Here is a 25562-nt window from a genome sequence, read left to right as displayed (position 1 = left end):
ATGGCCAGGAAATTCGATCTGATCGTCCTCGGCACCGGCACGGCGGCGCGGGTCGCGGCCATGCGGTGCCGCGCGGCGGGCTGGAGGGTGGCCGTGGCCGATTGCCGGCCCTTCGGCGGCACCTGCGCGCTGCGCGGCTGCGACCCGAAGAAGATGCTGGTCGGCGGGGCCTCGGCCATCGACCACGCCCGGCGAATGCGCGGCAAGGGCGTCGCCGGTGCGCCGCGCATCGACTGGCCGGAACTGATCGCCTTCAAGCGCAGCTTTACCGAGGCTGTCCCGCGGAAGCACGAGGAGAGCTATGCCGGGAAGGGCATCGCCGCCTTCCATGGACAGGCCCGATTCACGGGCCGCAATGGAGTCGAGGTCGAGGGGACAGCGCTCGAGGCCCGGCACATCCTGATCGCCACGGGGGCAAGGCCGGCGACGCTCGGCTTTCCCGGCGAGGAGCACCTGATCACGAACGAGGAGTTCCTCGCCCTCCGCGTCCTGCCGAAGCGGATCGTCATGGTCGGCGGTGGCTACATCGCAGCCGAGTTCTCGCACATCGCGGCGCGGGCCGGGGCGCAGGTCACGGTGCTGCAACGGGGCGGGCGCATGCTGCCGCGGTTCGAACCGGAACTGGTCGGCTGGCTCATGGAGAAGTTCCGGGGGATCGGCGTCGACGTGCGGACCGGAACCGCCGTCGAAGGCGTCGAGAGGGCCGGGACCGGATACCGGGTGAAAGCCTCGTCGGAGGGAAAGGCCCTGGCGGTCGAGGCGGATCTGGTCGTGCATGCGGCGGGCCGCGTACCCGCCCTCGACGGCCTCAGCCTGGATGCCGCCGGGGTGGCGGTGAAGGACGACCAGTTGCAGCTCAACGAGTATCTGCAAAGCGTGTCCAATCCGGCCGTGTACGCGGCGGGCGACGCCGCCGGCTCGGGGCCGCCGCTCACGCCCGTTTCGAGCCACGACGCCAGGGTCGTGGCCGGGAACCTGCTGGAGGGCAACCGGCACAAGCCCGACTATCGCGGCGTGCCGAGCGTGGCCTTCACGATCCCGCCCATCGCGGCCGTCGGCCTGGGCGAGTCGGAGGCGCGGCGGAGAGGGCTCAAGTTCCGCATGCAGACGCAGAGGGTCTCCGACTGGTTCACGGCCCGGCAGGCGGCCGAGCCGGTCTACGGCTTCAAGGTGCTGGTCGAGGACGGGACGGAGCGCATCCTCGGCGCCCATCTCGTCGGCCCGCACGCCGATGAGGTCGTCAACCTGTTCGCCTTGGCGATCCGCCACGGGCTGACGGCGAAGGCGCTGAAGGACACGATGTTCGCCTATCCGTCGGGCGCCTCCGACCTCGGCTACATGCTGTAGAGGCCCGGCGGCAGAGCTGGCGGGGGATGTCGGCCCGCCGCCGCGCGACTGGCGTACGGCGACCGGGCCGGAGGCCGCCTCGCCGGGCAAGCCCCGAAGAGATGGCGCGCTTGGCAGTGACCACCGCCAGTCGTCGCCTTCGGTCGACGGCACCGCCTTCATCGGCGGCGATGAGGTCTCGGCGTCGGTGGCAGCTTCAACGGCGACGGCGGCAGGCCGCAGGGGCGCAAGTCGCGCGACGGGCGCGTCAAGGCCCTCGCCGCAGCCAAGTGCCAGGTCCAGGGGCCGAGCGGACTGCCCTCGTCAACGAATCGGACGTGGGGCAGGAGTCTCGCCGCCACCCCGCGGCCGGAGGGCCCGGCGCCGCGCCAACCAGAGCGCGGCCGTCGGAACCACGAGCCACTGCAGGACCGGCGAGAGGCCGAGCTCGAAGCCGCCCGGCAGTACCAGGAGCGGCATCGCCTCGGCGTAGGCCCAGGAGCGGCGCACCTCGACGTTCAGCCATTCGCTGAAGGCGGTGTAGGCTACGCCGCCGGCCACGGCGAGCCCGGCGACCCGGCGGTGGCCCACCGCGGGCCAGGCGCCGTCGCCCGCGACGAGGAGGGCGACGGCGAGCGCAGAGAGCGCGATCAGCAGGTCGCCGCCGGTGCAGTGCAGCACCGCGAAGATCCGCTCGCCGGCGGTCCCGGTCCGCCAGAGCGTGTAGAGGGGCAGGTGCGCCGCCTCCCAGGCCAGGTTGCCGACCAGGATCGCGGGAAGATAGACGCGCAGCGCCCGCAGCCAGGCGCCGCCGTCCATGGCCACCGCGACGCCCCCTCGGGAGGCCGCAGTCTCGCCCGCGGCGCGCGGCGGCTCGACGGCGGCCAAGCCGGCCCTACCGCGTCGGCGCCGAGCCCGGCGCGGCACCCGCGGCCCCGCCGGGCTGCGCCGGCACCGGGATGCCCGCGCGCTCCTCGAGGCGCCGCACGCGCCCATCCAGCGACGCCATGCGCTGCATCATCGGGCAGCCGGCCATCATCATCCCGCCCTGCCCCTGCATCATCGGCATTCCCTGCTGCATCATGCCGCCGCCCTGCATGCCGGGCATGGGCATCTGCGCGCCAGGGACCTGCTGCGCCTGGCCGGGCGTGGGCTGCTGCCCCGTGCCCTGGGCGTGGGCGCCGCCCGACGCGGCCAGGACACCGAGCAGCGCCGCGGCTGCGATCGTCGTCTTCGGCATGGTCTTCGTCCTCCTCATCGTCTCGGCTCCGGTTCGACACGCGCCCGAGCGCCTCACCCTGTCCCGTAGGCCCACGGCCGGGAACGCCTCCTGGCCGGTGCTGTTCCACCTGCCGCCGCGCTACCCGCGCGCGTGCGACGCTCCCGCTGCCGCTTGCCCCTGGCCGCCGCCCGGGCCGGACTGCAGCCAGACCAGCCAGGCGGCCAGGGCGAGGAAGGCGAGGTTCAGGAAGAGCGTGTGGTCCACCGCGAAGCGCACCATCTCGCGCAGCTCCGGCCGCTGCTCCGGGATCCCGCCGACGAGCGCGAACAGGTAGTGCACCGTGATCCCGGCCGCGACCATGCACACGTAGAGGAGCAGCGAGAGGTAGGCGGCGTAGCGCCAGCCGTAGTACTTGGCGTGTACCCAGACCACCGTGGCCGCCACGAGGTCGGCGCCCAGGAAGCTCATCACGCCGGCAAAGGAGACCTCGCGCGACCACAGCATTGCGACGAGCGGCACGTTGCCCATCGAGCCGATGAAGGTGAAGAAGGCCACCACCGGCGCAACGGCTGCGTTCTCGAGCACCGCGAGGAAGGAGAGAGTTGCCTGATCCCCGCCGCCACACGATGCCGAGTTCGATCACCAGGTTCGTCGAGGCAATCAGGAAGGCGATGGCGTTGACCGGGCGCGCGCCCTTGACCAGCACCGAGCGCGAGGCGGCGAGCGCGGCGAAGGAGTAGGAGGAGGAGACGAAGCCGAAGAAGCCCGCCAGCGCCGCCTCGCTCGCCGAGCGCCTTGGCCATCTGCTCGCGCGTGACCACCACCTGGATGCCGGCCGAGATCACGTAGCCGAAGACCAGCGCCCAGAGCGCCTTCCACAGCATGCCCGCGCCTGTCAGCAGCGCCTGCCAGACCTGGTCCATGCCTCGCTCCCGGCTCCCTGGCGGGCAACGTCGCCCGGCGCCAGGGGTTTGGTGCCGACGCACCCGGGCCTCCGACCAGGCGGAGGCCTGCCGGCCGCCGCAACGGGGGGCGCGGCCGGGGCGTTGGCGGGGCATCCAAAGGTTAGAGGAGGCGGGAATGGCGGAGCGGAAGCGCCAGGGCACCACCGACCCGCGGCTGCCGGACGTCGCCGGCTCCTACCCGGGCGACGACGCGCCCCCGGGGACGCCGGGTACCGGCGAGGACATCTGCCCCGAGTGCGGGGGCACCGGCCGCATCCAGGGCCAGGATTGTCCGAACTGCGGCGGCACCGGCAAGGTCGTCAAGGGCATCGCGGGCGGCTGACCCGGGCCGCCGGCACCCAGCCGAACGTCGGACCCGGTAGGCGGCGCGGAGCGGAGCCATGGGCATCTACGGCCGCTGGATCCTGCCGCGCCTGATCGACTGGACCATGCGCGCCGAGGATCTCGCGCCCTACCGCGGGCGGCTGGTCCGGCCCGCGCGACGGCGCGTGCTCGAGGTCGGCATCGGCTCGGGGCTGAACCTGCCGCTCTACGGCCCCGGCGTCGAGGCGGTGGTCGGGCTCGACCCCTCGGCGGAACTGCTGCGCCGCGCCGCGCCCCTGGCCGCCCACCTCGCCTTCCCCGTCCACCTCGTCCGGGCGGCGGCCGAGGCGATCCCGCTCGCGGAGGGCAGCGTGGACACCGTCGTGATGGCCTGGACGCTCTGCAGTCTCACCGACGCCCGCGCCGGCCTCGGCGAGGTGCGCCGCGTGCTCAGGCCCGGGGGGGAGCTCCTCTTCGTCGAGCACGGGCTCGCGCCGGAGCCGGGGGTCGCCGCCTGGCAGCACCACCTCGATCCCCTCTGGGCCCGGATCAGCTGCCACCTCGACAATCCCGTGGACCGCATGCTGCGCGAGGCCGGCTTCGATGTGATAGAGCTCCGCTCCGGGCACCTCGGCAAGGGACCGAAGCCGATGACCTTCATGTACGAGGGGCGGGCGCGGCGGGCTGCGGGCGCCGACCCATGGCCGAGCGGGACGCCGGACGCCGGGTCCTCCGATCCAGGCGCCGCCCCGTGACGCCCGTGGGCCGCCCCCCCGATCGGAGCCATGCTCCCGCCCGGCCGCCCGGTCCCTTCCGCCTCCTCCTCGAGGCGCCCGCGGCGAACGTGGCGGTGTTCGCCTTCCTGCTGAACTACCCTTGGGAGTTCCTGCAGGTGCCGCTGTTCCGCAGCATGGCCCCGGCGCCGCACTGGGAGGCCATCAAGGTCTGCACGAGCGCCACCCTGGGCGACGCCGTCATCGCGGTGGTGGCCTTCTGGGGCGTCGCCGCGATGGCGGGGACGCGGCGCTGGATCCTCGCCCCGAGCACCGGTCAGCTCGCCGGGTTCATCACCATCGGTGTGGCGATCACGCTGGTGCTGGAGTGGCTGGCCACGGGCCCGCTCGGGCGATGGGAGTACGCGGAGGCCATGCCGGTCATCCCGCTGCTCGGGGTCGGGCTCTCGCCGGTGCTGCAGTGGATCCTGCTGCCGCCGCTCGTGGCGTGGTTCGTCCGGCGGCAGCTGACGTGATGCGGGCCGGAGGCGGGGGCGGCGGTCCCGCTGTCCGCGTCCGTGGCAAGATGACGCCAGTCGGGCTGTCGCTGTAGGAACTCCCTCCGACGCATGTCCGCTCATGTCGGCAGCCCGACCTCGCCGCCGCGATGATCTGTCCGCGGATCGGACCGGCAGCCCAGGTGGCCCGCAATACCCCCCCTGAGGCTCTCCCCGACCTCGAAGACCAGGCCCGCCTCGCGGTGCAGCAGGCCGTCGCGATCTTCGGCCCGCTCCCCGCGATCCGCCGAGCGGCTGGCGCCCTCTCGAGCCCTGTGGAGCCAGAGGGCGGACGCGCCGACGCAATCGCCTCAGCCGAGTTGGGTCGCCCGCAGCCTGAGCGCATTGGCGACCACGCTGACCGAGGAGAGCGCCATCGCCGCCGCCGCGATCACCGGCGAGAGCAGGATCCCGAAGAAGGGGTAGAGCACCCCCGCGGCGACCGGAACGCCGGCAGCGTTGTAGGCGAAGGCGAAGAACAGGTTCTGGCGGATGTTGCGCATCACGAGGTGCGATAGCCGCCGTGCGCGGAGGATGCCCGTCAGGTCGCCGCCGAGCAGCGTCACACCGGCGCTCTCGATCGCGACGTCCGTGCCGGTGCCCATCGCAATGCCCACCTCCGCCGCGGCGAGCGCGGGCGCATCGTTCACGCCGTCCCCCGCCATCGCGACGCGCCTGCCCTCCTCCCGTAGCCGCTGGACGATCCTCTGCTTGTCCTCGGGCAGCACCTCCGCCTCGACCTCGGCGATACCGAGCCGCTTTGCCACCGCCTCGGCCGTGGTGCGATTGTCGCCGGTCAGCATGAGAACCCGGACGCCCTCCCCGGCGAGGCCGGCGAGCGCGGCCGCTGTCGACTCCTTCACCGGATCGGCGACGGCGACGATGCCGGCCGGGCGGCCGTCCACCGCGACGAAGAAGGCCGTCGCGCCTTCGCTGCGCAGGCGCTCGGCCTCGGGCGCGAGCGCCGCGGCGTCCACGCCCAGCTCCTCCATCAGCCGCCGATTGCCCACCGCGACACGCCGCCCCTCGACCGCGCCGGTCACGCCGCGCCCGGCCGGCGCGTCGAACTCCTCGACCGGCGGGATGACGAGGCCGCGCGCTTCCGCTGCCCTCACCACCGCCTCGGCCAGCGGGTGCTGGCTCGGCCGCTCCAGGCCCGCGGCCAGGCGCAGCAACTCGGCCTCTGCAAAGCCGTCGGCGGGCGCCACCGCCACCACCTCGGGGCGGCCCTGCGTCAGCGTACCGGTCTTGTCCACCACCAGCGTATCTATGCCCTCGAGCCGTTCCAGCGCCTCGGCGTTCTTGATCAGCACGCCTGCCTGCGCGCCGCGCCCGACGCCGACCATGATCGACATCGGCGTCGCCAGGCCGAGCGCGCAGGGACAGGCGATGATCAGTACCGTCACCGCGGCCACGACCGCGTAGGCCGCACGCGGGTCGGGTCCCCAGACCAGCCAGGCGATGAAGGAGACGACGGCAATCACGACCACCACCGGCACGAACCAGCCCGAAACCTTGTCCGCCATGCGCTGGATCGGCGCCTGCGAGCGCTGGGCCTGCGCGACCATCTGCACGATCCGCGCCAGCATCGTGTCCTGGCCCACGCGGTCGGCACGCATGACGAAGGCGCCCTGGCCGTTGAGCGTGCCGCCGATGACGCGGGCGCCGGGGCCCTTGCGCACCGGCACCGGCTCGCCGGTGACCATGCTCTCGTCGATGTTGCTGCCGCCCTCCAGCACCTCGCCATCGAGCGGCACCTTGTCGCCCGGACGGACGCGCAGCCGGTCGCCGACCGCGACGGCGGCGAGCGGCACCTCCTCCTCTGTGCCATCCACGCGGATGCGCCGCGCCACGTCGGGGGCGAGGTTCAGCAGGGCGCGGATGGCGCCGCCAGTCCGCTCCCTCGCGCGCAACTCCAGCACCTGGCCGAGGAGCACGAGAACCACGATCACCGTCGCGACCTCGAAGTAGACGGCGACCGAGCCGTCCGGGCCACGGAAGGTCGGCGGGAAGACCCCGGGCGCGAGCGTCGCGACCATGCTGTAGAGCCAGGCGACGCCGACGCCGAGCGCGATCAGCGTGAACATGTTGAGGCTGCGGTTCACGACCGACCACCAGCCGCGCTGGAAGAAGGGCCAGCCCGACCAGAGCACGACGGGCGTGCCGAACAGGAGTTGCAGCCAGTTCGAGGTGGAGCGGTCGATCAGGGAGTCGAGCCCGAGCAGGTGCAGGCCCATCGCGAGCACGAGCACCGGCAGGGTGAGCGCGAGGCCGATCCAGAAGCGCCGGGTGAAGTCCACCAGCTCCGGGTTCGGCCCGGCTTCGGTGGTCACCATCTCCGGCTCGAGCGCCATGCCGCAGATCGGGCAGCTGCCAGGGCCGATCTGCCGCACCTGGGAGTGCATCGGGCAGGTGTAGATTGTGCTCGGGGCGACAGGTTCGGCGCGAAGCTTCGGCGCATCCGGCCCGCCAAGGTAGCGTGCCGGGTCGGCGACGAACTTCGACCGGCATCCCGCCGAGCAGAAGTAGAAGGGCTGGCCCACATGCTCCGCGCGATGGGGCGTTGCATGCGGGTCCACATCCATACCGCAGACGGGGTCCTTAATCTTCCCCGCCGCAGCCGCTGTGGCGTCCCGGTGATGGTGGCCCTGGCCAGGGTGATGGCCATGCTCGCCCTGCGCTTCACTCGTCGGGTGTCTGTGCATGCCGGCTCGCCTCCGCTCGGCCCGGCTGGCGCTTCATCGCGCGACCGGGCGGTCAGATCCTAGGGGCAGGCTCCACCTTCCCGCCCTGCGAAAGTCAAGCTCGGCTCCCGCTCCGATCAGCGCCCCGGCGATGCGGCACATCTACAGGACGCGGTCATACTGGCGATCGCACCTTCGCGTGCTGCATCGAGTGCCATTGGATGGCCTCGCTCGGCGCCTCTGGTGGCGGCACGGCAGAACGGAGTGCCGCCCGTCAGCATGCATCGTTCGCAGTCGCGCGCGTGATTGCGCGGCGCCGCAGCGATAAGCAGGCCTGCTCCGACAACGGCATTCGCTCACCGCCGGCACACCGGCTGAACATCGGCCCGAACTGATTGTCGCGGGGGCCGGCGGGTTCCGTCATAAAATGATGCAGTTCGAACAGCCTTCGCCCCCTGTGGCTGCCTTGCCGGAACGAACCTCGGCAGCAGGCAAGGTGTTCGGCTCCCGGCCAGCCTGCGCCCTGCGCCCGCGGCTCAGCCATCGCGCATCGCGAAGATCTTGGCCATTCCACCATTCCGGAGACGAGCATGCACGCCCAACAGATGATCAGCACGCACCCGCACGTGAAAGGCAACACCAACGACGCCCTGATCCGCTGCATCGAGGAGTGCTACTCCTGCGCGCAGACTTGCACCTCCTGCGCCGATGCTTGCCTCGGCGAGCAGATGGTCGCGCAGCTCACGCAGTGCATCCGCCTCAATCTGGACTGCGCCGATGTCTGCGCCACCACCGGGTCGGTCGCGACGCGGCGGACCGGCTCCAACGAGGAGGTGATCCGCCAGATGCTGATGGCCTGCGAGACGGCCTGCCGCCTCTGCGGCACCGAGTGCGAGCGCCACGCCGGCCACCACGAGCATTGTCGGATCTGCGCCGAGTCCTGCCGCCGCTGCGAGAAGGCCTGCGCCGAGGCGCTGCGCAGCATCGCCGCCTGAACCGCGGACGGCTCGGGCGCGTCCGGTCACCGTATCTCACCTGACGCCGCCTGACAGGTGCTTCGGGCACCGCCGCGCCGGCGGACCCGCCGAGGGCTCCTCGCGCCTGCGCGCCACCCCCGTCGCGGTCCGCCGCCAGTAACCTGATCGGCCCAGGCCCGACGATGGGATCCGATCGGGATCCTGCCGAAACCCACGCACCCCAGAGGCCGGCCCGCACAGTGCTTTCGGCTCCGTTCTTCGTCCCCGGCGTCCAGCACATGTCGTCCTGGCCGCCGAACCACCGCCGAGGCGGCGGATCCGCCTCTCGTCAACCAGGAGAGTAGCATGTTGCGCAAGCAAGATAACAGCGGAGGTGTCCCCGATGCCTCGTCGGACGACCGGGCCGATCAGAGGCTCGCCGATGGCGGTCTGAGCTTCGACTTCGAAGCCGGCGAACGCACCTACCGCATCGCCGTCGGCGGGTCCGAGGCGGACGTCATCGGCGGCAGCGAGGCTTTCGACCACTCCTTCGGCCAAGGTGGCACCGACGAGATCGGCGGCGGGCCGGAGGACGACGTCCTCCGCGGCGACGAGGACGGGAACCTGCTCTCCGGCAACGAGGGCCGGGACCTGGTGGATGGCGGGGCGGGGGACGATACCCTCTACGGCGGCGCGGCGGCCGACAACATGCTCGGCCGCGAGGGCGACGACCGGCTCGACGAGGGCGCGGGCCACAGCGGCATCGCCGGCGGCCCCGGGGTTCGACGGGTTGAAAACCTGACCTTCAGCTCCTTTCGCTGGCTCCCCCATGGGTCGGATCGGCGCAGTGCCCGTGCTCCGCATCGGCCAGCACCTCAATGACGCGGCACCCCGCGACGCGGCCGTTGTGGCAGGCCGCCATGCGCTCCAGCTCCGCCTCCAGCGAGCGCAGCCGCGCCAGCCGCTCGCGCACGCCGGCGAGGTGGCGGCGGGCGATGGCATCGGCGCCTTCGCAGGGCGCGCCCGGCGCGGCGTCGGCCAGGCGCAGCAGCTCGCGGATGTCCTCCATCGCGAAGCCGAGCTCGCGGGCGTGGCGGATGAAGCCGAGGCGGTCGAGATGCGCGCGCGCATAGACCCGATGGCCGCCCTCGGTGCGGCCCGGCAGCGGCAGCAGGCCCGCGGCCTCGTAGAAGCGGATCGTCGTCGCCTTCACGCCTGTGGCGCGGGAGAGGTCGCCGATGCTGAAGGCGTCGCTCATCTACCCGGCGTCTCCCGATCGGCGAGGAAGCGCGCGAAGGCCTTCAGCGCCTTCTCGCTGACGTGATGCTCAACCCCCTCGGCGTCCGCCTCGGCCGTCTCGTGGTCGAGGCCGAGCGCGAGCAGGAAGCGCACTACCAGGTCGTGCCGGGCCTTCGCCGCCGCGGCTAGGCGCCCGCCCTCTTCCGTCAGGAACAGGCCGCGGTAGGGCTTCGTCTCCACCAGCCCGTCGCGCTGAAGGCGGCCGATCGTCGCGGTGACGGTGGCCTGGGACACGCCCATGCGGCGCGCGAGGTCCACGGCACGGGCCTCGCCTTCCTCCCGCAGGAGGTCAGCGATCAGTTCCACGTAATCCTCCGCGGTGGCCGTACGGTCGGCTTCGCGCTGGCGCGCGAAGCGGGCGGCGTGGTCGTCGGCGGAGGGCAAGGGGCGTTCAGCGAGGGCGCGTCGCATGAGGGGGATATGGGGTTCCGGCAGCGAAGGCTTGATAGTGGCATAGACAATACTTAGCCTAGGCTAAATTTTGGAGGTGTCGCATGACCCCGCCTTCGGAGACGGCAGTCGCCGCACCGGCTGCTGCCGGTCCACCCAGCTTGCCGGAGGTCTATCGAAGCGTCCGCGTGCCGAATGCTGGCGGCTTCCTCCGCAAGCTCTTCGCCTTCATGGGGCCGGGCTACCTCGTCGCCGTCGGCTACATGGACCCCGGCAACTGGGCAACCTCGCTCGCCGGCGGCTCGGCCTTCGGCTACACGCTGCTCGCGGTCGCGCTGACCTCCTCGCTGATGGCGATCCTGCTCCAGGCGCTCTGCGCCCGGATCGGCATCGTGACGGGCCGCGACCTCGCCCAGCTCTGCCGCGACCGCTTCCCGAGGCCGGTGGCCTACCCGCTCTGGTTCTTCGCCGAGGTCGCGATCTGCGCGACGGACCTGGCGGAGCTGATCGGCACCGCCATCGCGCTGGAGCTGCTGTTCGGCATCCCGCTGCTCTACGGTGTGATCCTGACGGCCTTCGACGCCTTCCTCATCCTCTGGCTGCAGAACAAGGGCGTGCGCTGGCTGGAGGCGCTGATCTTCGGCTTCATCGTGCTGATCTTCGGCGCCTTCGTGGTCCAGATCGCGCTTGCCGACCCGGAATGGGGAGCGGTGCTGCGCGGCTATATCCCGGCCGTCTCCATCGTGACGAACGAGACGCAGCTCTACATCGCCATGGGCATCATCGGCGCGACGGTGATGCCGCACAACCTGTACCTGCACACCGCCGTCGTGCAGTCGCGCGCCTGGAAACAGGACGAGCCGGGCAAGCGGGAGGCGATACGCTTCGCCACCCTCGACAGCACCATCGCGCTGACGCTCGCGCTCTTCATCAACTCGGCCATCCTGATCACCGCTGCGGCGACCTTCCACACCGTCGGCGAGACGGAGATCGCTGAGATCGGCGATGCCTACAAGCTGATGGCACCGCTGCTTGGCAGCGTCCTAGCCGCCAAGCTCTTCGCGATCGCGCTCCTGCTCTGCGGGCTGAACGCGACGGTGACGGCGACGCTGGCCGGACAGGTGGTGATGGAGGGGTTCCTGCGCTTCCGCCTGCCGCCCGTGTTGCGGCGGCTGGTGACGCGGCTGATCGCGATCATCCCGGCCGTCATCGTCACCTGGATTTATGGCGCTTCGGGCACGGCGCAGCTGCTGATCCTCAGCCAGGTGATCCTGTCGGTGCAGCTGCCCTTCGCAGTCATCCCGTTGATGATGTTCGCCTCCGACAAGAAGCGCTTCGGCGCGCTGGCGGCGCCGACATGGCAGCTCGCGCTGGGTTGGCTGATCGCCGCGGTGATCGTCGGGCTCAACATCAAGTTGCTGAGCGACGCGGCGTTCGGAGGCTGACGAAAGGGCTGCTTCACTTCTTCCCATGGGAAGGTGAAGGCTCGCAGCACATGCCACCCAGAAAGGCCTCAGTATGCGCCTGCCGCCGTTCGCGATCGTCATGGTGTGCGCCGCGACGCCTGCCCTCGCCCAGCATTGCGACAGCCATCGGCCCACTGACCCCGCCGATAGCTATGAGGGCTTCGAAGCTCGCGAGATCAAGGCGCTCTCCACGCAGGAGGTCGCCTACCTCCGTGCTGGACGCGGCAGGGGCCTTACGCTCGCGGCCGAGCTGAACAGCTATCCCGGCCCGATGCATGCGCCGGAGCATTACGCGCCACGATGTGGTCGCCGCCGGGAAGCGGCTGATCGAAGCCGAGCGCGCCCTCGACCGGCTCTTCGCGGAACGCCGCGCGACGCCAGAGACGATCACGCAGGCGACGGCGCGGGTCGGGGCGGCCGCGGCTTCGGTGCGGGCGGTCGACCTCGTCCCCCACGTCGCGACCCGATCACTCCTCGCGGAGGAGCAGGTGGCGCGCTACGACCAGTTGCGCGGTTACCAGCGCGCTGGCTGAATGGAGGACGTCATGACGCCACGTCGCATCCTGCTCGCCGCGCTCGCGGCCTTGCCCGTCCCGGCGATCGCACAGCGCGCGACGCGCGTCGCCGTCTGGCGCGACCCGAACTGCGGGTGCTGCTCCGGCTGGGTGGCGCACCTGCGCGCGGAGGGTTTCGCCGTGGATGACCAGGTCGTGCGGTCGGTCGCCCCGGTGCGCCGGCGGCTCGGCACGCCGGCCGACCTGCTCTCCTGCCATGCCGGGGAGGTCGAGGGCTTCGCGCTTGAAGGCCATGTGCCAGCCGCCGCGATCCGGCGCCTGCTGGCCGAACGCCCCGCCGGCGTGCGGGGCTTGGCGGTGCCGGAGATGCCGGTCGGCTCGCCGGGCATGGAGGTGCCGGGCCAAGCCGCCGACACCTACGACGTGATCGCCTTCGGCGAGGGGCCGCATCGACCGTTCATGCGATTTACCGGAGCCATACCGGCCTGACCCCGCCAGGTTCTCGAGGACGCCGGCGGCGCGCCGCGCCGCGTCGGGGTCCAGCGTGTCCTCAACCGCCACCGCAAAGCTGGCCGCCCGCAGGTGGTCCGCCCAGCCCTTGAAGCAGCCGCAGCCGGGACTGCGCATCACGCGGAGCGGGGAGGCTGCCGGCGCGGTCTGGGCACGCCCCTGGCCGGGCACCGCGGCAAGCGCCACGGCGGCGGGCAGTAAGAGGGCGCCGCCGCGCCGCACAGGCACTGACAATCTGACGCTGGCGATGCGCACCAACGCGGGAGCGTGCTGGCGGGCACCGGGCCGCGCGCGTCGGAGGCGGCTGCAGCGCAGGACTGGCGCCGGCGCGGACGCCACGGCCGAGCATGGCGCGGCACGCGGTAGGCCGGACGCGAGGAGTGCTGTGACGCTCCCCGAGCCGTCTCGCCCTCATGGGCACAGACGGCGCCTCAGCTCGTCGAGCAGCCAGCGCCCGGCGGGCCCGAGCGCGCGATCACGCTCGTGGGCCGCATGGATCGTTAGCCCCTCGCGCGGCGTCGGGTCCTCCTCGATGCGGATCGCCGTCAGCTGTCCCGCCGCGATCGGACCGGTGACGAGGTGCTCGGGCATGCGGCACCAGCCGAAGCCGGCCAGGAGGAAGTCCATCCGCCGTCCAAGGTCGACGAAACGCCACAGCCGCCCGCTCGAAAGGCCGTAGTTGCCGCTGTGCGGATCCACCGGATCCGACAGCACGAGCTGGACGTGGAGCTCCAGGTCGCTCCGGGTCGCCGGGCGCCCGAGCGAGGCGAGCGGATGCCCGGGCGCGGCGACCGCCTGCATGCCGATGCGGAGCAACGGATAGGCGGCGACGTCCTCGGGCACGGCGGGAAGCAGGAGGCAGATCGCCAACGCGGCCGAGCCGCTCCGCAGGCGCCGGAGCGATCCCCCGAGCCCCTCGGTCGAGAAGCTGACCGGAAGGTGGGGGAAGGTCTCGCTCAAAGCGCGCAGGCTCTCGATCAGCGGCGCGGTTGGCACCAGGGGATCGATCGCGACCGCGAGCTCCGGCTCCAGGCCGGCGCGCGTGCCCGCCGCCACCGCCTCGAACCGGGCGGCGCTGCCCAGCACCAGCCGCGCCTGCTGCACGAGCACGCGCCCGGTCTCGGTCAGGGCCGGCCGGTGACCGCTCCGGTCGAACAGCAGCACGCCCTGTGTCGCCTCGAGAGTCGCCACGGCCTGGCTGATTGCCGACTGGGCGCGGCGGAGCATCCGGCCGGCCGCAGAGAAGCTGCCTGCATCGGCGATCGCCACCAGGACGCGGAGTTGGTCGAGCGTGAGGCTGCCGATCAAAATCCATCACCCGTGCCGATGAAGACAATCGCATTTTCATCGATCCCGCAAGGGGCATGCACCGACTAGATAGGCTGCACGCAATCGACGCCGCCCGATCGGTCTCATGATCCGGCGGCTCACGCGGAAGGAGGCCGCCGCCATGTCAGATCCAGAGAACCCCTCTCGGCGCTCGGTCCTCGGCGGCATCGCAGCAGGCGCTCTGCTTGCGGCTGCGCAAGGCCAAGCCCTCGCCCAGCCGCAATCAACGGCACGCAGCCGCAGAACCAACGACCTGCCCAGGAGAGAAGTCATGGCCATCAACAGGCTGGACCACGCAGCGATATTCACGCCAGACCTCGGCAAGGCATTGGCTTGGTATGTCGATGTCCTGAGCATGAAGGTTCTCGAGAGAACCGACGATCACGTACACCTCTCATGTCAGGGAGAGGTCGGTGAGCTTACCCTGGTCCGGGGTGGCTCTGGGATTCGGGACTTCACCTTCGGGGTCGACGACAAAGACGATCTCGATCGCGTGGCGGCCATCTTGTCGAGCGAGAACGTCGCCCACGGGAGAACGGGCGGAGGAAGCCGACCGGGTGAAGGCCCGGCCTTGGCCTTCACGACCCCGTCCGGGCACTCGATGCGCCTTGCGGTCGGCGACGCCGGTCGCAGGGCCGGAGTCACCAGCTTCGCCTCAAAGGGCTCGCACGCGCCTTGCGGGATGGACCACATCAACATAACCGGTGAGGTCGATCCGCGGGTGATGCAGAGCTTCCTGGCCTTGATCGGCTTCAAGTTCTCGTTCAGCGTCGCCGTGGGGGGCAGGGTCGCGGCGGTTTGGCTGCGGTCATCCGCCTATGACCATGACATTGCCTACACGCGCGCTTTCAGACCGACGGATCGACTGCATCACGTCGCCTTCTCGGTCGAGGATGGCAACCACTACTTCCGCCTGTCCGACCGGCTCATGGATCACCGCCTGAGGTGGGAGTTCGGACCGGGGCGCCACAACGTGGGTCTCGGACGGTCGACCGGCTTCGGGACGAACAACTATGCGTACATCCTCGATCCCGGCGGTAACAGGAACGAGTTCAGCTCAGGTATGGGCCAGTTCAATGACGATGCCGAACCGCGCCTGGTCTCCATCGAGCCTCATCAGATGGCGGACGTTATGAACGGCTGGGGGCATGAGCATCCGGAGAGCATGATGCTCGGCTCGTGAGTGTCCTTGGGCATTCAGCGAGCGGGAGATTGGCAGCGGGCAAAGTTGAGCCAGGAGGCGTTGATGGAAGTGGCGAGCTACGGCTCAGACGTCTTGACTTCCGTCAGCGTTCTACCACGCCACTACAACTCGGCGACGGCCAACACCTCGACGATGCGGCATTCCGCTATCTTCCCGTGACGACCCCCCATGAGGGTGTCCAGTGGTGCCAGAGTGATCGACCGGAACCGGTCGAAGGGTCATCGGACTTCCCGAGGCGGAACCCGGCCGCGGCCACGTTCGATGTTCTCGACCGGCAGCGTCCCGGGCGGCTGACCCGCCCGCGGGCGCATAGGCGCGTGGGATGACCGGCGCAGGCGGCGATCCCCGGCCCGTGCACGTGCAGCGCGGCCAGCCTGGCCGGCGGTCCCCGCCGGATGCTAGCTCGGTGGACGACAGCCGAGGAGAGCGGCCACGTCCCCCTCTGTAGATCAGCGGCCGGGCAGCTTCACCCCCGCCGCGGGCGTCCGGTGGCTCACGCCGCTCTACGACGCCGGGATCGCCTTCGGCACCCGGGAGCGTCGCTGGCGGGGCCTCCTCGTCGAGCAGATCCGACCGGCTGCGGGCCAGCTCATTGTGGACGTCGGCTGCGGCACGGGCTCGCTGCTCGTGCTGCTCGGCCGCGCGGCGCCCGGGGCCGTCCTCGTCGGGATCGACCCCGACCCGGAGGTGCTCCGGCGCGCGGCGGTGAAGGCCGCGGCGGCTGGCCTCGCGGTCGAGCTCCTGCAGGGCTTCGCCGAGGACGCCGCCGCGCTGCTCGCGGGCCGCCGCGCGGCCAAGGTGGTCTCCAGCCTGGTTTTCCACCAGGTGCCTCTCGCCGGGAAGGCGGCCGGCCTCGCGGCGATGCACGCCGCGCTGGCGCCGGGCGGCGAGATCCACATCGCCGACTACGGGCTGCAGCGGACGCGCCTCATGCGCTGGCTGTTCTGGCACGTCCAGCTCCTCGACGGGCGCGCTGACACCGAGCCCAACGCGCGCGGGATCCTGCCCGACCTGATGCGCGGCGCCAGCTTTCGCGACGTGGCCGAGACGGCCATCGTCCCGACGCCCACCGGCTCGATCTCGCTCTACCGAGGGCGTCGGGAGGGGTCGTGACCGGAGCGCAGCCCGCACCAACCATCTTCACGGCGGTCAAGAACTCGATCGCACGTTGCTGATCACGAACCGGCTCCGCGGCAGGGCCGGGAGCCTCGACAGCTCGATCCGCAGGTCCTGGTCCGGCACGTCGTAGGCGATGCGCCGCGCCAGAAAGTCCACCGCCACCTTCATGAGCTCGATTGTGATCCACTCGCCCGGGCAGCGGTGGCCCTGGTGGTGGTCTCCGCCGCCCTGCGGGATGAAGTCGAAGGGGCTCCCGTCCCACGTCCGGAACCGCTCAGGGCGGAACTCGTCCGGCGCGTCCCAGCTCCGGGGGTCGTGGTCGGTGCCGTAAAGGTCGAGCATCACCCGAACGCCTTTGGGGAACCGGTAACCCTGCCACTCGAACCCGCGCCGCGTGCGCGCCATGACGGCCGGGAAGAACGGGTAGAACCGGCGCACCTCCTGCACGAAGAGGTCGGCGTAGCCCGCCTCGCCGGCCTGGAGCCTCCGCCGGCACTCCGAATGCAGGTGAAGCGCGTGGGCGGCGAGGGTGATGAACACCGCGACCGCCACGGTCGGCCGCAGCACGTTGAGCACCTCCACCGCGGCGACGCGTGGGTGCAGCGGCTGCCCCTCCAGGTTCTGGTGCAGGGCGACGACGCGCAGCGCGCTCCCCTCGGGCGGCTCGAGCCGGCCGGCGCGGACCCGCTCGACGAGCCCGGCGATCCAACGCTCGCCGCTCCGGCGGGCCAGCCGCGACCGCCAATGCCGCGGCCCGATCGCCCCCGCGCCGTCGAACATCGCCGTCAGTTCCCGCGAGCGCCGGCCCGCCTCCCCCTCCGCGAGGGGGACGCCGGACCAGGCGCACACGGCCCGGGTCAGGACCTCCGGCAGCGCGTCGTAGAGCACCACATGTCCCTGCGACGCCCATTCCGAGGCGCGGGCGCGCAGGATCTCGGCGGTCAGCGCCCCCAGCGCGGCGATCCGCTCGGGGGTCATCAGCGCCATGAACATGCGCTTGCGGTGCCGGTGCGCCGCGTCGTCCAGCCCTTGCACCCCGCCCCGGCCGAGCAATGTGCTGCGGATCCGCTCGGGCATCACGCCGCGCCGGGCGAAGCGGTCCTGGTCGTAGAAGAGCCGGACCGCCTCCGGCCCGGTCATGCAGACGGTGCGGTGGAGCAGGAGCCGGGTCTCGAAGAGGTCGGACCCGTGGCGCCGGCACCGCTCCCGGACGAAGCCGTAGGGGTCGCGGAGCAGGGCGAGCGTGGCGTCGAGGCTCGCGTCGCGCGGGATGGGGCGAGGCACCGGGCCTACTCCTACGCCGCGTCCGCCGCGCGGCGGGCCTCGCGCGCCTGCTCGAGGATCTCCCATCCGCCGTGGAGGACGATCCCGACCACCACCAGCCCGATCAGCAGGTCGGGGACAGCGGAGCCGGTGAGCATCACCGCGACGCCGGACAGGACGATCCCGGCGTTGGCCAGCATGTCGTTGGTGGTGAAGATCCACGAGGCCTTGAGGTGCACGCCCTCCTCGCGGCGGGGCCGCAGGAGCCGCAGGCAGAGCACGTTGACCGCCGCGTTCACGAGCGCCGTGACGATCATGGCGATGCCAACCGGGTCTGCCCCGGCGGAGAAGCGCCGTATGACCTCGACGAGCAGTCCGATACCCAGCGCAATCAGAAGCACGCCGGACAGGCGCGCGACGCGGGCCTTGGCCGTCACCGTCCGGCCCACTGCATACAGACTGACCGCGTACACGCCGGCGTCGGCCAGATTGTCGAGCGCCGCGCCCATCAGGCCCGTCGAGCTCGCGACCAGACCCACGGTGCCTACTCCAAGGGCCTGTGCGAGATTGATGCAGAGCACCCAGGCGAGGGTGCGCCGTTCGCCGGCGTCGCGCGCGTCGAGCGGGACCTCGGGTTCATCGTCTTCGCGCTCGGTGCCCATGATCGCTCTCCGAGAGAGTTCGTCGCCGTCTCTCATGCCGCTCGGGACGGCCTCCACCAATCCCGCGCTGGCGCCTTCTCCCGGCGCCTCGGGCGATGGGGTCGCCTTGGCGGGCGCCCGCCGAACCTCCCTCGCAGAAACGCCGCAATGGATGTTTGAGTGTCCGGACACACCGAACGCACGGGGCGCCAGCGTGTTCCAGCGCCATCTCCCCCAACCGCACGGCCGTCCGCCTTGCGGCACTCGGCGGTTTGCCCCTAAGCCACGGGTCGTACCCGAACGGAGGGACGTGTTGGTTCAGCGGACCCGAGATCGGCTCGAAGCCCGCCAAGTGCCGATCTACTTCGGCGCGGTTGCGGTCGCTGCGGCTCTGGCCCAGGCCTTTCCGGGGACCGCGGCGCTCGAGGCAGCGATCATCCCGGCGCTCGCCGTCATGCTCTTCGTCACCTTCCTCCAGGTGCCGCTCGGCGACCTCGGGCTCGCCTTCGCCCGTTGGCGCTTCATGGCGACGCTGCTGGCCGCCAACTTCCTGGCGATCCCGCTCCTCGCCGCAGTCCTGGCGCAGCTCCTGCCGCCCGATCCGCTGATCCGGCTGGGCGCACTGCTGGTTCTGCTCACGCCCTGCGTCGACTACGTCGTGACCTTCGCCCACCTCGGGCGCGCCGACGCCAAGCCGCTCCTGGCGGCGACGCCTGCGCTGCTCCTGCTCCAGATGGCGCTGCTGCCGGTCTATCTCGGCCTCCTGCTGGACGAGGACGCGGCCCGGCTGGTGCAGGTCGGCCCCTTCGTCCACGCCTTCCTGTGGCTCATCGCCGTACCGCTCGCGCTCGCCGGCCTCGTGCAGCTGTGGGCGCGCCGCACCGCGGGCGGGGCGAGGGCGGCGTCCGTTCTGGGCGTGCTTCCGGTGCCGGCCACGGCGGTCGTGCTCTTCGCCGTCGTGGCCGCCGTCGTGCCGCGCCTCGGGCAGGCGCTCGACGCCGTACTTACGGTCGTCCCGGTCTACGTGCTGTTCGCACTGCTCGCTCCGCTGGTCGGGTGGGGCGTGGCGCGACTGTCAGGACTGCGGGCGGGCGAGGCGCGCGCCGTCGCCTTCAGCGCCGCGACGCGCAACTCGCTGGTCGTGCTCCCCCTGGCGCTCTCGGTCCCCGGCGCGCTGCCCGTGCTGCCGGCGATCATCGTGGCGCAGACTCTGGTCGAGCTGATCGGCGAGCTCATCTACATCCGCACCATCCCGCGGCTGGGACAACCGCGCCGGCCTAGCCTCAATCCTCCGCCGCTGAGCCGCTTCAGCAAACCGGGGCGATGGCAACGGAGGGTCACGCGTGGCGCCGCAGCCGGGGCAGCAGGTCGCGGCGCAGGACCTCCTTCGTGATGGCGCCGACCTGCAGCTGTCGCGGCGGCATCCGGCCGGTCCCGCTCGCCGCGCGCGTCAGAGGTGCATCGACCGCCCGTCCGCCGCCCGCGCCGCCTCGCGCGGCGCCTCCGGCAGCGCCGGGCGGGCGTGGGTGGTGCGCCCGATGTCCTCGGCCGAGGCGCCGAAGGCCATCGCCAGCGCCGCGTCGTGGATCAGGGTGCCGGCGCCCGGGCCGATGGTGTGCACGCCGAGCACCCGGTCCGTCGCCGCGTCCGCCAGCAATCTCGCCAGGCCGCCGGTGGCCGCCCGCGTGCGATGGCACGGCCGGGGAGCTCGACCCGTTCGAGGATTGATGACCGGTCGGGCTGCAGCTCCCGCGGAGGCGACGCCCTGTCCGTCTGCCTCAGGGCAGGTTCGCCATCCGCCGCTCCACCATCACCCGCCAGGGCGCGTCCGGCGGCGCGTCGGCCAGCAGCGCCCGCCAAGCGGCGCGCGCCGCCTCCGGCCGCCCGGCGCGCGCCTCGGCGAGGCCCGCGAGGAAGCGCAGGCCGATGTGCCGGGGCGCCCGAGGCAGGGCCTCGGCCAGCAGCTGCTCCGCCTCCTCCACCCGGTCGGCCTCCAGCAGCACCTGGGTGAGCTGACCGGCGAGGTCGGCGTCGAAGCCGCCAGCCAGCGCCCGGCGATAGGCCTCCGCTGCGGCGTCCAGGCGGCCGTGGTTGCGCTCCGCGTCCGCGAGCAGCACCCACCCCTGCCGCGCCGCATCGCTCGCCGGGTCGAGCTGCGCCAGCTGCGCCCGCAAGGTGGCCAGCAGCGCGTCATCGCGCTCCGTCGCCTCGCGCCGCTCCGCGAAGGAGACCGAAGGCATGTCCGGTACCCCGGCGAGCCGGTAGATCCCGAGGGCGAAGACCGGCACGGCGACGGCTGCGGCCATCAGAGTCAGCCGCGCCGCGCCGCCGCGGGCCCGCGCCTCCGCCGCTGTCGCGCCCTCCTCCGGTGCGGCGAGCAGGCGGCGCTGCACCTCCAGCACCGCGGCCCGGTGCGCCGCCTCGTCTAGCCGTCCGGCGTTCCGCTCCCGGTCCAGCTCGGCGAGCTGCGCGCGGTAGAGGGCGAGGTCGGCCTCCCGCCGGCCGCGCACGGCCACGGCGCCGGGCGGGCGCAGCGCGGCGAGCGCGAGCGGCAGCAGCGCCGCCGCGGCTAGCAGGCCCATCAGCAGCCAGGTCATGCCGGTGTCCCGCCCCGTCCGCCCCCGCGACCCGCTCCTCCTGCGCCGGGTCGCGCAGCCGCGCCGCCGGGTTGCCCACGGCCGCCTGCGCGGCCCAGGGGGGCGCGGCGAGCAGGGCGGCGGCGGGCGTCAGCGCACGGAGTAGGGGGCGGGGGACGGTCGATCATGCGGGGGCGGCGGCGTGGCGCTTCAGCAGCGGCTCAAGGTCGCGCGCCAGCACCTCCTCGGTCAGCGGCCCGGCCCAGCGCCAGCGGATCAGGCCGCCGCCGTCGACTAGGTAGGTCTCCGGCACGCCGTAAAGGCCCCATTCGATCGCCACCCGCCCGGGCAGGTCCACGCCGATGCGGGCATAGGGGTTACCGTAGCGGCGCAGGAAGCCGAGCGCGTCCTCCGGCCGGTCCTTGTAGGCAACGCCCAGGACCGGCACGCCGGCGCGCTCGAGGCGCACCAGCATCGGGTGCTCGGCGACGCAGGGCAGGCACCAGGAGGCGAAGAAGTTCACCAGCACTGGCCGGCCAGGGGCGCGGAGGTCGGCGGCGGCCAGGGCCGGGCGGTCGGCGCCGTCGAGCGGCGGCAAGGTGAAGTCCGGCACCGGCTTGCCGATCAGGGCGGAGGGCACGCCCCGTGGCTTGTAGTCGCCGGTCTGCAATCCTCGCAGCATGGCGTAGAAGCCCGCACCGGCGCCGGCGGCAAGGCCGAGCGGCACGAGCAGCAGGGCGCGGCGGCGCCACGGTCTGCGGGTGCCGGCGGGCGCCGCGCCGGTCCCGGCCGGGGCGGCGGTGCCGCGGTCCAGCCCCTTGGGCTGCGCGACCTTGCTCACGCCGGAGCCCCGCCGCGTACCACCGGCCTTGGCGCCGGAGCGGAGACACGCATCCGCCGATCGGAGAGCGACAGGGCGCCGCCGAGAGCCATGACCGCGGCGCCGAGCCAGATCCAGGGCGCGAGCGGGTTGTGGTGCAGACGGAGCACGGCGACGCCATCGCGCTCCTCGCCGAGCACTGCGTAGAGGTCGGCCGACAGGGTGGCGTGGATCGCCGCCTCGGTCGTGTTCTGGCGGCCGGCGGGGTAGAAGCGGCGCTGCGGCTCCAGCACCGCCACGGCGGCACCGTCGCGGCGGATCGTCACCCGCGCCTCCCGCGCGGACCAGTTCGGGCCGGCGACGTCGCGCACGCCCTCGAGCCGCCATTCGTAGCCGGCGAGGCGGTGCGCTTCGCCGGGGCGGAGGGAGACCAGCGCGTCGGTGGCGAGGCCCATGCCCGCGATGCCTGCGATGGTCACGCCCATGCCGGCATGGGCGACGGCCGCGCCCCAGGCGGCGCGCGGCAGCCCGCGGGCGCGGTTCCAGGCCTGGCCGGGGCGGCGGAGGAGCCCGGTGCGGTCGGCGAGGTCGGCCGCCGCGCCGGCCACCAGCCACACCGCCGCGGCGAAGCCGATGGCGGGCCAGACCCTCTCGCCCGCGAGGGCGAGGCAGAGGAGCAGCGCGCCGGCCGCCAGCAGCGCCGCCCACCACAGCCGCTGCAGCGCGCCCCGGAGGTCCGCGCGCTTCCAGGGCAGCATCGGCCCCACCGCCATGGCGGCCACCAGCGGGATGGCGAGCGGCGCGGCCGCCGTGTTGAAGAAGGGCGGGCCCACCGAGATCTTCGTGCCGAACAGCGCGTCCGCGAACATCGGGTAGAGCGTGCCGACCAGCACCACCGCGCAGATCGAGCAGAGCAGCAGGTTGTTCAGCACCAGGGCGCCCTCGCGCGAGATCGGCGCGAAGAGGCCGGTCGGCGCCAGCCGCCCCGCCCGCCAGGCGAAGAGCGCGAAGGCGCCGCCGACATAGGCCATCAGCAGGCCGAGGATGAACACGCCCCGCGCCGGGTCGGAGGCGTGCACCGAGTTCAGCACGCCCGAGCGCACGAGGAAGGTGCCGAGCAGCGACAGCGCGAAGGCCAGCAGCGCCAGCAGCACGGTCCAGACCTTCAGCGCCTCGCGCTTCTCGACCACGATCGCGGAATGCAGCAGCGCCGTACCCGCCAGCCAGGGCAGGAAGGAGGCGTTCTCCACCGGGTCCCAGAACCAGTAGCCGCCCCAGCCGAGCTCGTAGTAGGCCCACCAGGACCCCAGCGCGATACCGAGGGTGAGGAACGACCAGGCGGCCAGCGCCCAGGGCCGCACCCAACGCCCCCAGGCCGCGTCCACCCGCCCCTCGATCAGCGCCGCGCAGGCGAAGGCGAAGGTCACCGCATAGCCGACATAGCCGAGGTAGAGCAGCGGCGGGTGGAAGGCGAGGCCCGGGTCCTGCAGCAACGGATTGAGCCCCTGCCCGTCCATGGGCGGCGGCCAGATGCGCCGGAAGGGGTTGGAGGTCAGCAGGATGAAGGCGTGGAAGCCCACCGCGACCAGCCCCAGCACGCCGATGACGCGCGCCTGCAAGGCGGTCGGCAGGTTGCGGCCGAAGCCCGCGACGGCGCCGCCGCAGAGGGCGAGGATGAGGACCCAGAGGACCATGGAGCCCTCGTGGTTCCCCCAGGTGCCCGTGAGCTTGTAGAGCAGCGGCTTGGCGGAATGGCTGTTGGCGACGACGTTGGATACCGTCGTGTCGCTGACGACGAAGCTCCACATGAGCGCGCCGAATCCCGCCAGCACGGCGAGCAGCTGCCCGTAGGCGAGCAGCGCGCCCGCCGTCATCAGCCGCGCGTCGTGCCGCTGCGCACCGAGGATCGGCAGCGTCGATTGGGCGAGCGCCAGCGCCAGGGCGAGCGCCAGCGCGAAGTGGCCGAGTTCGGGAATCATGGCATCGTCTCCCCTTGAGGCGGGGGGCTGCCCTCCCGCCATCTCCGTCTGGAGCCCGGCGCCGCCCTATCCGAGCCCGCCGCCGGGCCGTCTCGCCCGCGTCGACGCAAGCACGCGAGGCCGAGCGTCGCGAGCGCGAGGGCGGCTGGGACAGCTTGGCCGAGGCGCGCGAACGGCGTCGGCGCGCCGGCCGCGGGCAGGTCCGCCGCGAGCGTCCCCGTCTCGCCGATCCCGAGGGCCGCGAGCCGCCGGCCCCTGGCGTCGAAGACCGCGGAGATCCCGGTCTGCGCCGCGCGCGCGAGCGGCAGCCCCTCCTCGACGGCCCGCAGCCGCGCGGCGGCGAGGTGCTGCCACGGTCCGGCGGAGCGGCCGAACCAGGCGTCGTTGGTGACGTTCACGAGCCAAGCGGGCCGGGGCGCCGGCGCCACCGCGCCGGGGAAGATCACCTCGTAGCAGATCAGCGCGCCGAAGGGCGGCAGGCCCGGCGCGGCGAGCGCGACCGGTCCGGGCCCCGCGCCGAAGTCCATCCCGCCCGCGGCGATGCGGATCGGCAGCAGCCCGCCGAGCGGCATGTACTCGCCGAAGGGCACGAGGCGCGACTTGTCGTAGACGGCGCGCACCTCGCCCGCCGCGTCGAGGGCGACGAGGCTGTTCCAGAGCCGCGCCGGCCGCCCGTCGGCCCCCCAGTCCACGCGCACGGTGCCCGCGAGCAGCAGGGCCCGCGCGGCTCCGGAGGGCAGCGCGCCGGCCGCGAGGCGGCGCGCGTCCGGATCCTGGGCGAGGAGGAACTGCGTGGCCGTCTCCGGCCAGACGACCACCAGCGCCGCGCCCGGCGGCGCCCCGGCCGCCGCGCGGGCGGCCGCGTCCGCGGTCAGGTCGAGGTAGCGGCGGAGGATGGCCGCGCGCCGGTCCTCGCGCCACTTCTCCGCCTGCGCCACGCCGGCCTGCACCAGCACGAGCCGCACCGGCGGTCCCGGCGGCTCCGGGCCGGAGAGGCGCCACGCGCCAAAGGCGGCGAGGGCCAGGGCCGCGGTCCCACCCGCGAGCCAGGCCCGGCGGCGGTCGGGGAGGGCCGGGAGCCCCGCGAGCAGGAGCGTCAGCAGGGAGAGGCCGTGCACGCCGACCACGGCCGCGCCCTGCACCGGCAGCGCCGCGAAGGCCCAGACGCCGCCCAGGGGATTCCACGGGAAGCCGGTCAACAGCACGCCGCGCAGCATCTCGGCGAGGGTCCAGGCCCCGGCGAAGCCCGCCAGGCGGCGCCAGCCGGGAGGCAGGGACCAGGCGGCGAGCGCGGGCGGCACCGCGTAGAGGGCCATCGCGGCGGCGAGCGCCGGCGCGGCGAGCGGCACCAGCCACCACCAGCGCGCCGGGTCCGTGAGCAGCGCCTCCGTGACCCAGTACAGGCCCCCGAGGTTGTGGCCGAAGCCCCAGGCCAGGCCGAGCCCGGCCGCCCGTCGCCACGACGTCGCGGCGCCGAGCAGCGCGAGCAGCCCCGGCACGGCGAGCAGCAGCACCGGGATCGCGTGGACCGGCGGGAGCGCAAGGGCCGAGAGCAGGCCGAGGCCGAAGGCCGCGGCGAGTGCCGGCCGACGCGGCAGCGCAGCAAGGCCCGCTGGCAGTATCCGTGCGGAGATTTACGGTAAGGCCCTGAGCAGGGCCGTGCGCGCCGGTGACGGGCGTTGGTTCATGATAAAGATGTCTTTGTCGTGAGTAACCGGCCGGCAC

General features: G+C 72.7%; 27 protein-coding genes. 13 read left to right on the top strand and 14 right to left on the bottom strand.

Annotated features, from left to right (window positions below):
- Complete coding sequence (locus LHA35_RS15150; RefSeq protein ID WP_226609298.1) at positions 1 to 1347, top strand: dihydrolipoyl dehydrogenase family protein; 1347 nt, start codon at positions 1 to 3, stop codon at positions 1345 to 1347.
- Between the two features lie 303 nt (positions 1348 to 1650).
- Here the strand turns inward: LHA35_RS15150 and LHA35_RS15145 are convergent, their stop codons facing one another.
- The 3 genes from LHA35_RS15145 to LHA35_RS15135 form a co-directional block, all read right to left on the bottom strand.
- Positions 1651 to 2214 (bottom strand): hypothetical protein, encoded by a 564-nt coding sequence (locus LHA35_RS15145; protein WP_226609296.1) that lies wholly within the window; start codon positions 2212 to 2214, stop codon positions 1651 to 1653.
- A gap of 7 nt (positions 2215 to 2221) precedes the next feature.
- Positions 2222 to 2566: a hypothetical protein gene (locus tag LHA35_RS15140; RefSeq protein WP_226609293.1), complete on the bottom strand. Its 345-nt coding sequence runs from the start codon at positions 2564 to 2566 to the stop codon at positions 2222 to 2224.
- Between the two features lie 120 nt (positions 2567 to 2686).
- Positions 2687 to 3133: a permease gene (locus LHA35_RS15135; protein ID WP_226609291.1), complete on the bottom strand. Its 447-nt coding sequence runs from the start codon at positions 3131 to 3133 to the stop codon at positions 2687 to 2689.
- 17 nt (positions 3134 to 3150) lie between these two features.
- Here LHA35_RS15135 and LHA35_RS15130 point away from each other — a divergent pair, with 17 nt between their 5' ends.
- The 4 genes from LHA35_RS15130 (at position 3151) to LHA35_RS15115 (ending at position 5065) form a co-directional block, all read left to right on the top strand.
- Positions 3151 to 3288 carry a hypothetical protein gene (locus LHA35_RS15130; RefSeq protein ID WP_226609287.1) on the top strand — a complete coding sequence of 46 codons (138 nt, stop codon included), beginning with the start codon at positions 3151 to 3153 and terminating at the stop codon, positions 3286 to 3288.
- Between the two features lie 340 nt (positions 3289 to 3628).
- Complete coding sequence (locus tag LHA35_RS15125) at positions 3629 to 3835, top strand: hypothetical protein (protein ID WP_226609285.1); 207 nt, start codon at positions 3629 to 3631, stop codon at positions 3833 to 3835.
- 58 nt (positions 3836 to 3893) lie between these two features.
- Positions 3894 to 4571 (top strand): class I SAM-dependent methyltransferase, encoded by a 678-nt coding sequence (locus LHA35_RS15120; RefSeq protein ID WP_226609282.1) that lies wholly within the window; start codon positions 3894 to 3896, stop codon positions 4569 to 4571.
- Between the two features lie 89 nt (positions 4572 to 4660).
- Entirely contained in the window at positions 4661 to 5065 is a 405-nt protein-coding gene (locus LHA35_RS15115) for a hypothetical protein (RefSeq protein WP_226609280.1), read from the top strand.
- 332 nt (positions 5066 to 5397) lie between these two features.
- On the opposite strand, the gene LHA35_RS15110 is transcribed toward LHA35_RS15115, so the two are convergent.
- On the bottom strand, positions 5398 to 7791 hold the full coding sequence (locus LHA35_RS15110; protein ID WP_408902327.1) for a heavy metal translocating P-type ATPase: 2394 nt from the start codon (positions 7789 to 7791) through the stop codon (positions 5398 to 5400).
- 569 nt (positions 7792 to 8360) lie between these two features.
- Here LHA35_RS15110 and LHA35_RS15105 point away from each other — a divergent pair.
- Positions 8361 to 8765 carry a four-helix bundle copper-binding protein gene (locus tag LHA35_RS15105; protein ID WP_226609278.1) on the top strand — a complete coding sequence of 135 codons (405 nt, stop codon included), beginning with the start codon at positions 8361 to 8363 and terminating at the stop codon, positions 8763 to 8765.
- Positions 8766 to 9092: 327 nt separating this feature from the next.
- Positions 9093 to 9608 (top strand): calcium-binding protein, encoded by a 516-nt coding sequence (locus tag LHA35_RS15100; RefSeq protein WP_226609274.1) that lies wholly within the window; start codon positions 9093 to 9095, stop codon positions 9606 to 9608.
- On the opposite strand, the gene LHA35_RS15095 is transcribed toward LHA35_RS15100, so the two are convergent.
- Together LHA35_RS15095 and mntR are read right to left on the bottom strand one after the other, a co-directional pair.
- Positions 9532 to 9984: a MerR family transcriptional regulator gene (locus tag LHA35_RS15095; protein ID WP_226609271.1), complete on the bottom strand. Its 453-nt coding sequence runs from the start codon at positions 9982 to 9984 to the stop codon at positions 9532 to 9534. The genes LHA35_RS15100 and LHA35_RS15095 overlap by 77 nt on opposite strands.
- The gene (gene mntR, locus LHA35_RS15090) at positions 9981 to 10436 is read right to left on the bottom strand and encodes a manganese-binding transcriptional regulator MntR (protein ID WP_226609269.1); all 456 of its coding nucleotides are present in this window, start codon (positions 10434 to 10436) and stop codon (positions 9981 to 9983) included. The genes LHA35_RS15095 and mntR overlap by 4 nt, the downstream gene beginning before the upstream one ends.
- Positions 10437 to 10519: 83 nt before the next feature.
- Here mntR and LHA35_RS15085 point away from each other — a divergent pair, with 83 nt between their 5' ends.
- From LHA35_RS15085 to LHA35_RS15075, 3 genes are all read left to right on the top strand, one after another.
- Positions 10520 to 11860: an Nramp family divalent metal transporter gene (locus tag LHA35_RS15085; RefSeq protein ID WP_226609266.1), complete on the top strand. Its 1341-nt coding sequence runs from the start codon at positions 10520 to 10522 to the stop codon at positions 11858 to 11860.
- 296 nt (positions 11861 to 12156) lie between these two features.
- Complete coding sequence (locus LHA35_RS15080) at positions 12157 to 12414, top strand: hypothetical protein (protein WP_226609263.1); 258 nt, start codon at positions 12157 to 12159, stop codon at positions 12412 to 12414.
- A 12-nt stretch (positions 12415 to 12426) separates the two neighbouring features.
- Positions 12427 to 12885 (top strand): DUF411 domain-containing protein, encoded by a 459-nt coding sequence (locus LHA35_RS15075; RefSeq protein WP_226609261.1) that lies wholly within the window; start codon positions 12427 to 12429, stop codon positions 12883 to 12885.
- Positions 12886 to 13317: 432 nt separating this feature from the next.
- Here the strand turns inward: LHA35_RS15075 and LHA35_RS15070 are convergent, their stop codons facing one another.
- Entirely contained in the window at positions 13318 to 14214 is an 897-nt protein-coding gene (locus LHA35_RS15070) for a LysR family transcriptional regulator (RefSeq protein WP_226609258.1), read from the bottom strand.
- A gap of 292 nt (positions 14215 to 14506) precedes the next feature.
- On the opposite strand from LHA35_RS15070, the gene LHA35_RS15065 reads away from it, so the two are divergent.
- Both LHA35_RS15065 and LHA35_RS15060 read left to right on the top strand, forming a co-directional pair.
- Positions 14507 to 15418: a VOC family protein gene (locus LHA35_RS15065; protein ID WP_226609256.1), complete on the top strand. Its 912-nt coding sequence runs from the start codon at positions 14507 to 14509 to the stop codon at positions 15416 to 15418.
- Between the two features lie 537 nt (positions 15419 to 15955).
- The gene (locus LHA35_RS15060; RefSeq protein WP_226609475.1) at positions 15956 to 16552 is read left to right on the top strand and encodes a methyltransferase domain-containing protein; all 597 of its coding nucleotides are present in this window, start codon (positions 15956 to 15958) and stop codon (positions 16550 to 16552) included.
- Between the two features lie 36 nt (positions 16553 to 16588).
- On the opposite strand, the gene LHA35_RS15055 is transcribed toward LHA35_RS15060, so the two are convergent.
- Both LHA35_RS15055 and LHA35_RS15050 read right to left on the bottom strand, forming a co-directional pair.
- The gene (locus LHA35_RS15055; protein WP_226609253.1) at positions 16589 to 17842 is read right to left on the bottom strand and encodes a cytochrome P450; all 1254 of its coding nucleotides are present in this window, start codon (positions 17840 to 17842) and stop codon (positions 16589 to 16591) included.
- A gap of 11 nt (positions 17843 to 17853) precedes the next feature.
- On the bottom strand, positions 17854 to 18483 hold the full coding sequence (locus LHA35_RS15050) for a cation transporter (protein WP_226609250.1): 630 nt from the start codon (positions 18481 to 18483) through the stop codon (positions 17854 to 17856).
- Between the two features lie 331 nt (positions 18484 to 18814).
- Here LHA35_RS15050 and LHA35_RS15045 point away from each other — a divergent pair, with 331 nt between their 5' ends.
- Positions 18815 to 19855 carry an arsenic resistance protein gene (locus tag LHA35_RS15045; protein ID WP_226609246.1) on the top strand — a complete coding sequence of 347 codons (1041 nt, stop codon included), beginning with the start codon at positions 18815 to 18817 and terminating at the stop codon, positions 19853 to 19855.
- Between the two features lie 57 nt (positions 19856 to 19912).
- On the opposite strand, the gene LHA35_RS15040 is transcribed toward LHA35_RS15045, so the two are convergent.
- The 5 genes from LHA35_RS15040 to lnt form a co-directional block, all read right to left on the bottom strand.
- On the bottom strand, positions 19913 to 20191 hold the full coding sequence (locus tag LHA35_RS15040; protein WP_226609473.1) for a hypothetical protein: 279 nt from the start codon (positions 20189 to 20191) through the stop codon (positions 19913 to 19915).
- A 49-nt stretch (positions 20192 to 20240) separates the two neighbouring features.
- The gene (gene ccmI, locus LHA35_RS15035) at positions 20241 to 21059 is read right to left on the bottom strand and encodes a c-type cytochrome biogenesis protein CcmI (protein ID WP_226609243.1); all 819 of its coding nucleotides are present in this window, start codon (positions 21057 to 21059) and stop codon (positions 20241 to 20243) included.
- A 163-nt stretch (positions 21060 to 21222) separates the two neighbouring features.
- Positions 21223 to 21879 carry a DsbE family thiol:disulfide interchange protein gene (locus LHA35_RS15030; protein WP_226609241.1) on the bottom strand — a complete coding sequence of 219 codons (657 nt, stop codon included), beginning with the start codon at positions 21877 to 21879 and terminating at the stop codon, positions 21223 to 21225.
- Entirely contained in the window at positions 21876 to 23837 is a 1962-nt protein-coding gene (locus LHA35_RS15025) for a heme lyase CcmF/NrfE family subunit (protein ID WP_226609239.1), read from the bottom strand. Before LHA35_RS15025 ends, LHA35_RS15030 begins: the two co-directional genes overlap by 4 nt.
- Positions 23834 to 25435, bottom strand: a complete 1602-nt coding sequence (lnt, locus tag LHA35_RS15020; protein ID WP_264185560.1) for an apolipoprotein N-acyltransferase — start codon at positions 25433 to 25435, stop codon at positions 23834 to 23836. Before lnt ends, LHA35_RS15025 begins: the two co-directional genes overlap by 4 nt.
- Positions 25436 to 25562: the final 127 nt, after the last annotated feature.

It is taken from the genome of Roseicella aerolata (assembly GCF_020523605.1).
In the GTDB taxonomy this organism is placed as follows: Bacteria; Pseudomonadota; Alphaproteobacteria; order Acetobacterales; family Acetobacteraceae; genus Paracraurococcus; species Paracraurococcus aerolatus.
Note: the sequence above shows the minus strand (reverse complement) of the source record. Positions and strands in the feature narration are given on the sequence as shown.

Excerpts from the sequence above, each read along its gene's own strand:
- LHA35_RS15075 (WP_226609261.1), top strand. The coding sequence starts at position 12,427 with ATGACGCCACGTCGCATCCTGCTCGCCGCGCTCGCGGCCTTGCCCGTC.
- LHA35_RS15065 (WP_226609256.1), top strand. The coding sequence starts at position 14,507 with ATGGCCATCAACAGGCTGGACCACGCAGCGATATTCACGCCAGACCTC.
- LHA35_RS15050 (WP_226609250.1), bottom strand. The coding sequence starts at position 18,483 with ATGGGCACCGAGCGCGAAGACGATGAACCCGAGGTCCCGCTCGACGCG.
- LHA35_RS15105 (WP_226609278.1), top strand. The coding sequence starts at position 8,361 with ATGCACGCCCAACAGATGATCAGCACGCACCCGCACGTGAAAGGCAAC.
- LHA35_RS15120 (WP_226609282.1), top strand. The coding sequence starts at position 3,894 with ATGGGCATCTACGGCCGCTGGATCCTGCCGCGCCTGATCGACTGGACC.
- LHA35_RS15080 (WP_226609263.1), top strand. The coding sequence starts at position 12,157 with ATGCGCCGGAGCATTACGCGCCACGATGTGGTCGCCGCCGGGAAGCGG.
- mntR (WP_226609269.1), bottom strand. The coding sequence starts at position 10,436 with ATGCGACGCGCCCTCGCTGAACGCCCCTTGCCCTCCGCCGACGACCAC.
- LHA35_RS15140 (WP_226609293.1), bottom strand. The coding sequence starts at position 2,566 with ATGCCGAAGACGACGATCGCAGCCGCGGCGCTGCTCGGTGTCCTGGCC.
- ccmI (WP_226609243.1), bottom strand. The coding sequence starts at position 21,059 with ATGACCTGGCTGCTGATGGGCCTGCTAGCCGCGGCGGCGCTGCTGCCG.
- LHA35_RS15110 (WP_408902327.1), bottom strand. The coding sequence starts at position 7,791 with ATGCACAGACACCCGACGAGTGAAGCGCAGGGCGAGCATGGCCATCAC.
- LHA35_RS15095 (WP_226609271.1), bottom strand. The coding sequence starts at position 9,984 with ATGAGCGACGCCTTCAGCATCGGCGACCTCTCCCGCGCCACAGGCGTG.
- LHA35_RS15025 (WP_226609239.1), bottom strand. The coding sequence starts at position 23,837 with ATGATTCCCGAACTCGGCCACTTCGCGCTGGCGCTCGCCCTGGCGCTG.
- LHA35_RS15150 (WP_226609298.1), top strand. The coding sequence starts at position 1 with ATGGCCAGGAAATTCGATCTGATCGTCCTCGGCACCGGCACGGCGGCG.
- LHA35_RS15125 (WP_226609285.1), top strand. The coding sequence starts at position 3,629 with ATGGCGGAGCGGAAGCGCCAGGGCACCACCGACCCGCGGCTGCCGGAC.
- LHA35_RS15085 (WP_226609266.1), top strand. The coding sequence starts at position 10,520 with ATGACCCCGCCTTCGGAGACGGCAGTCGCCGCACCGGCTGCTGCCGGT.
- LHA35_RS15100 (WP_226609274.1), top strand. The coding sequence starts at position 9,093 with ATGTTGCGCAAGCAAGATAACAGCGGAGGTGTCCCCGATGCCTCGTCG.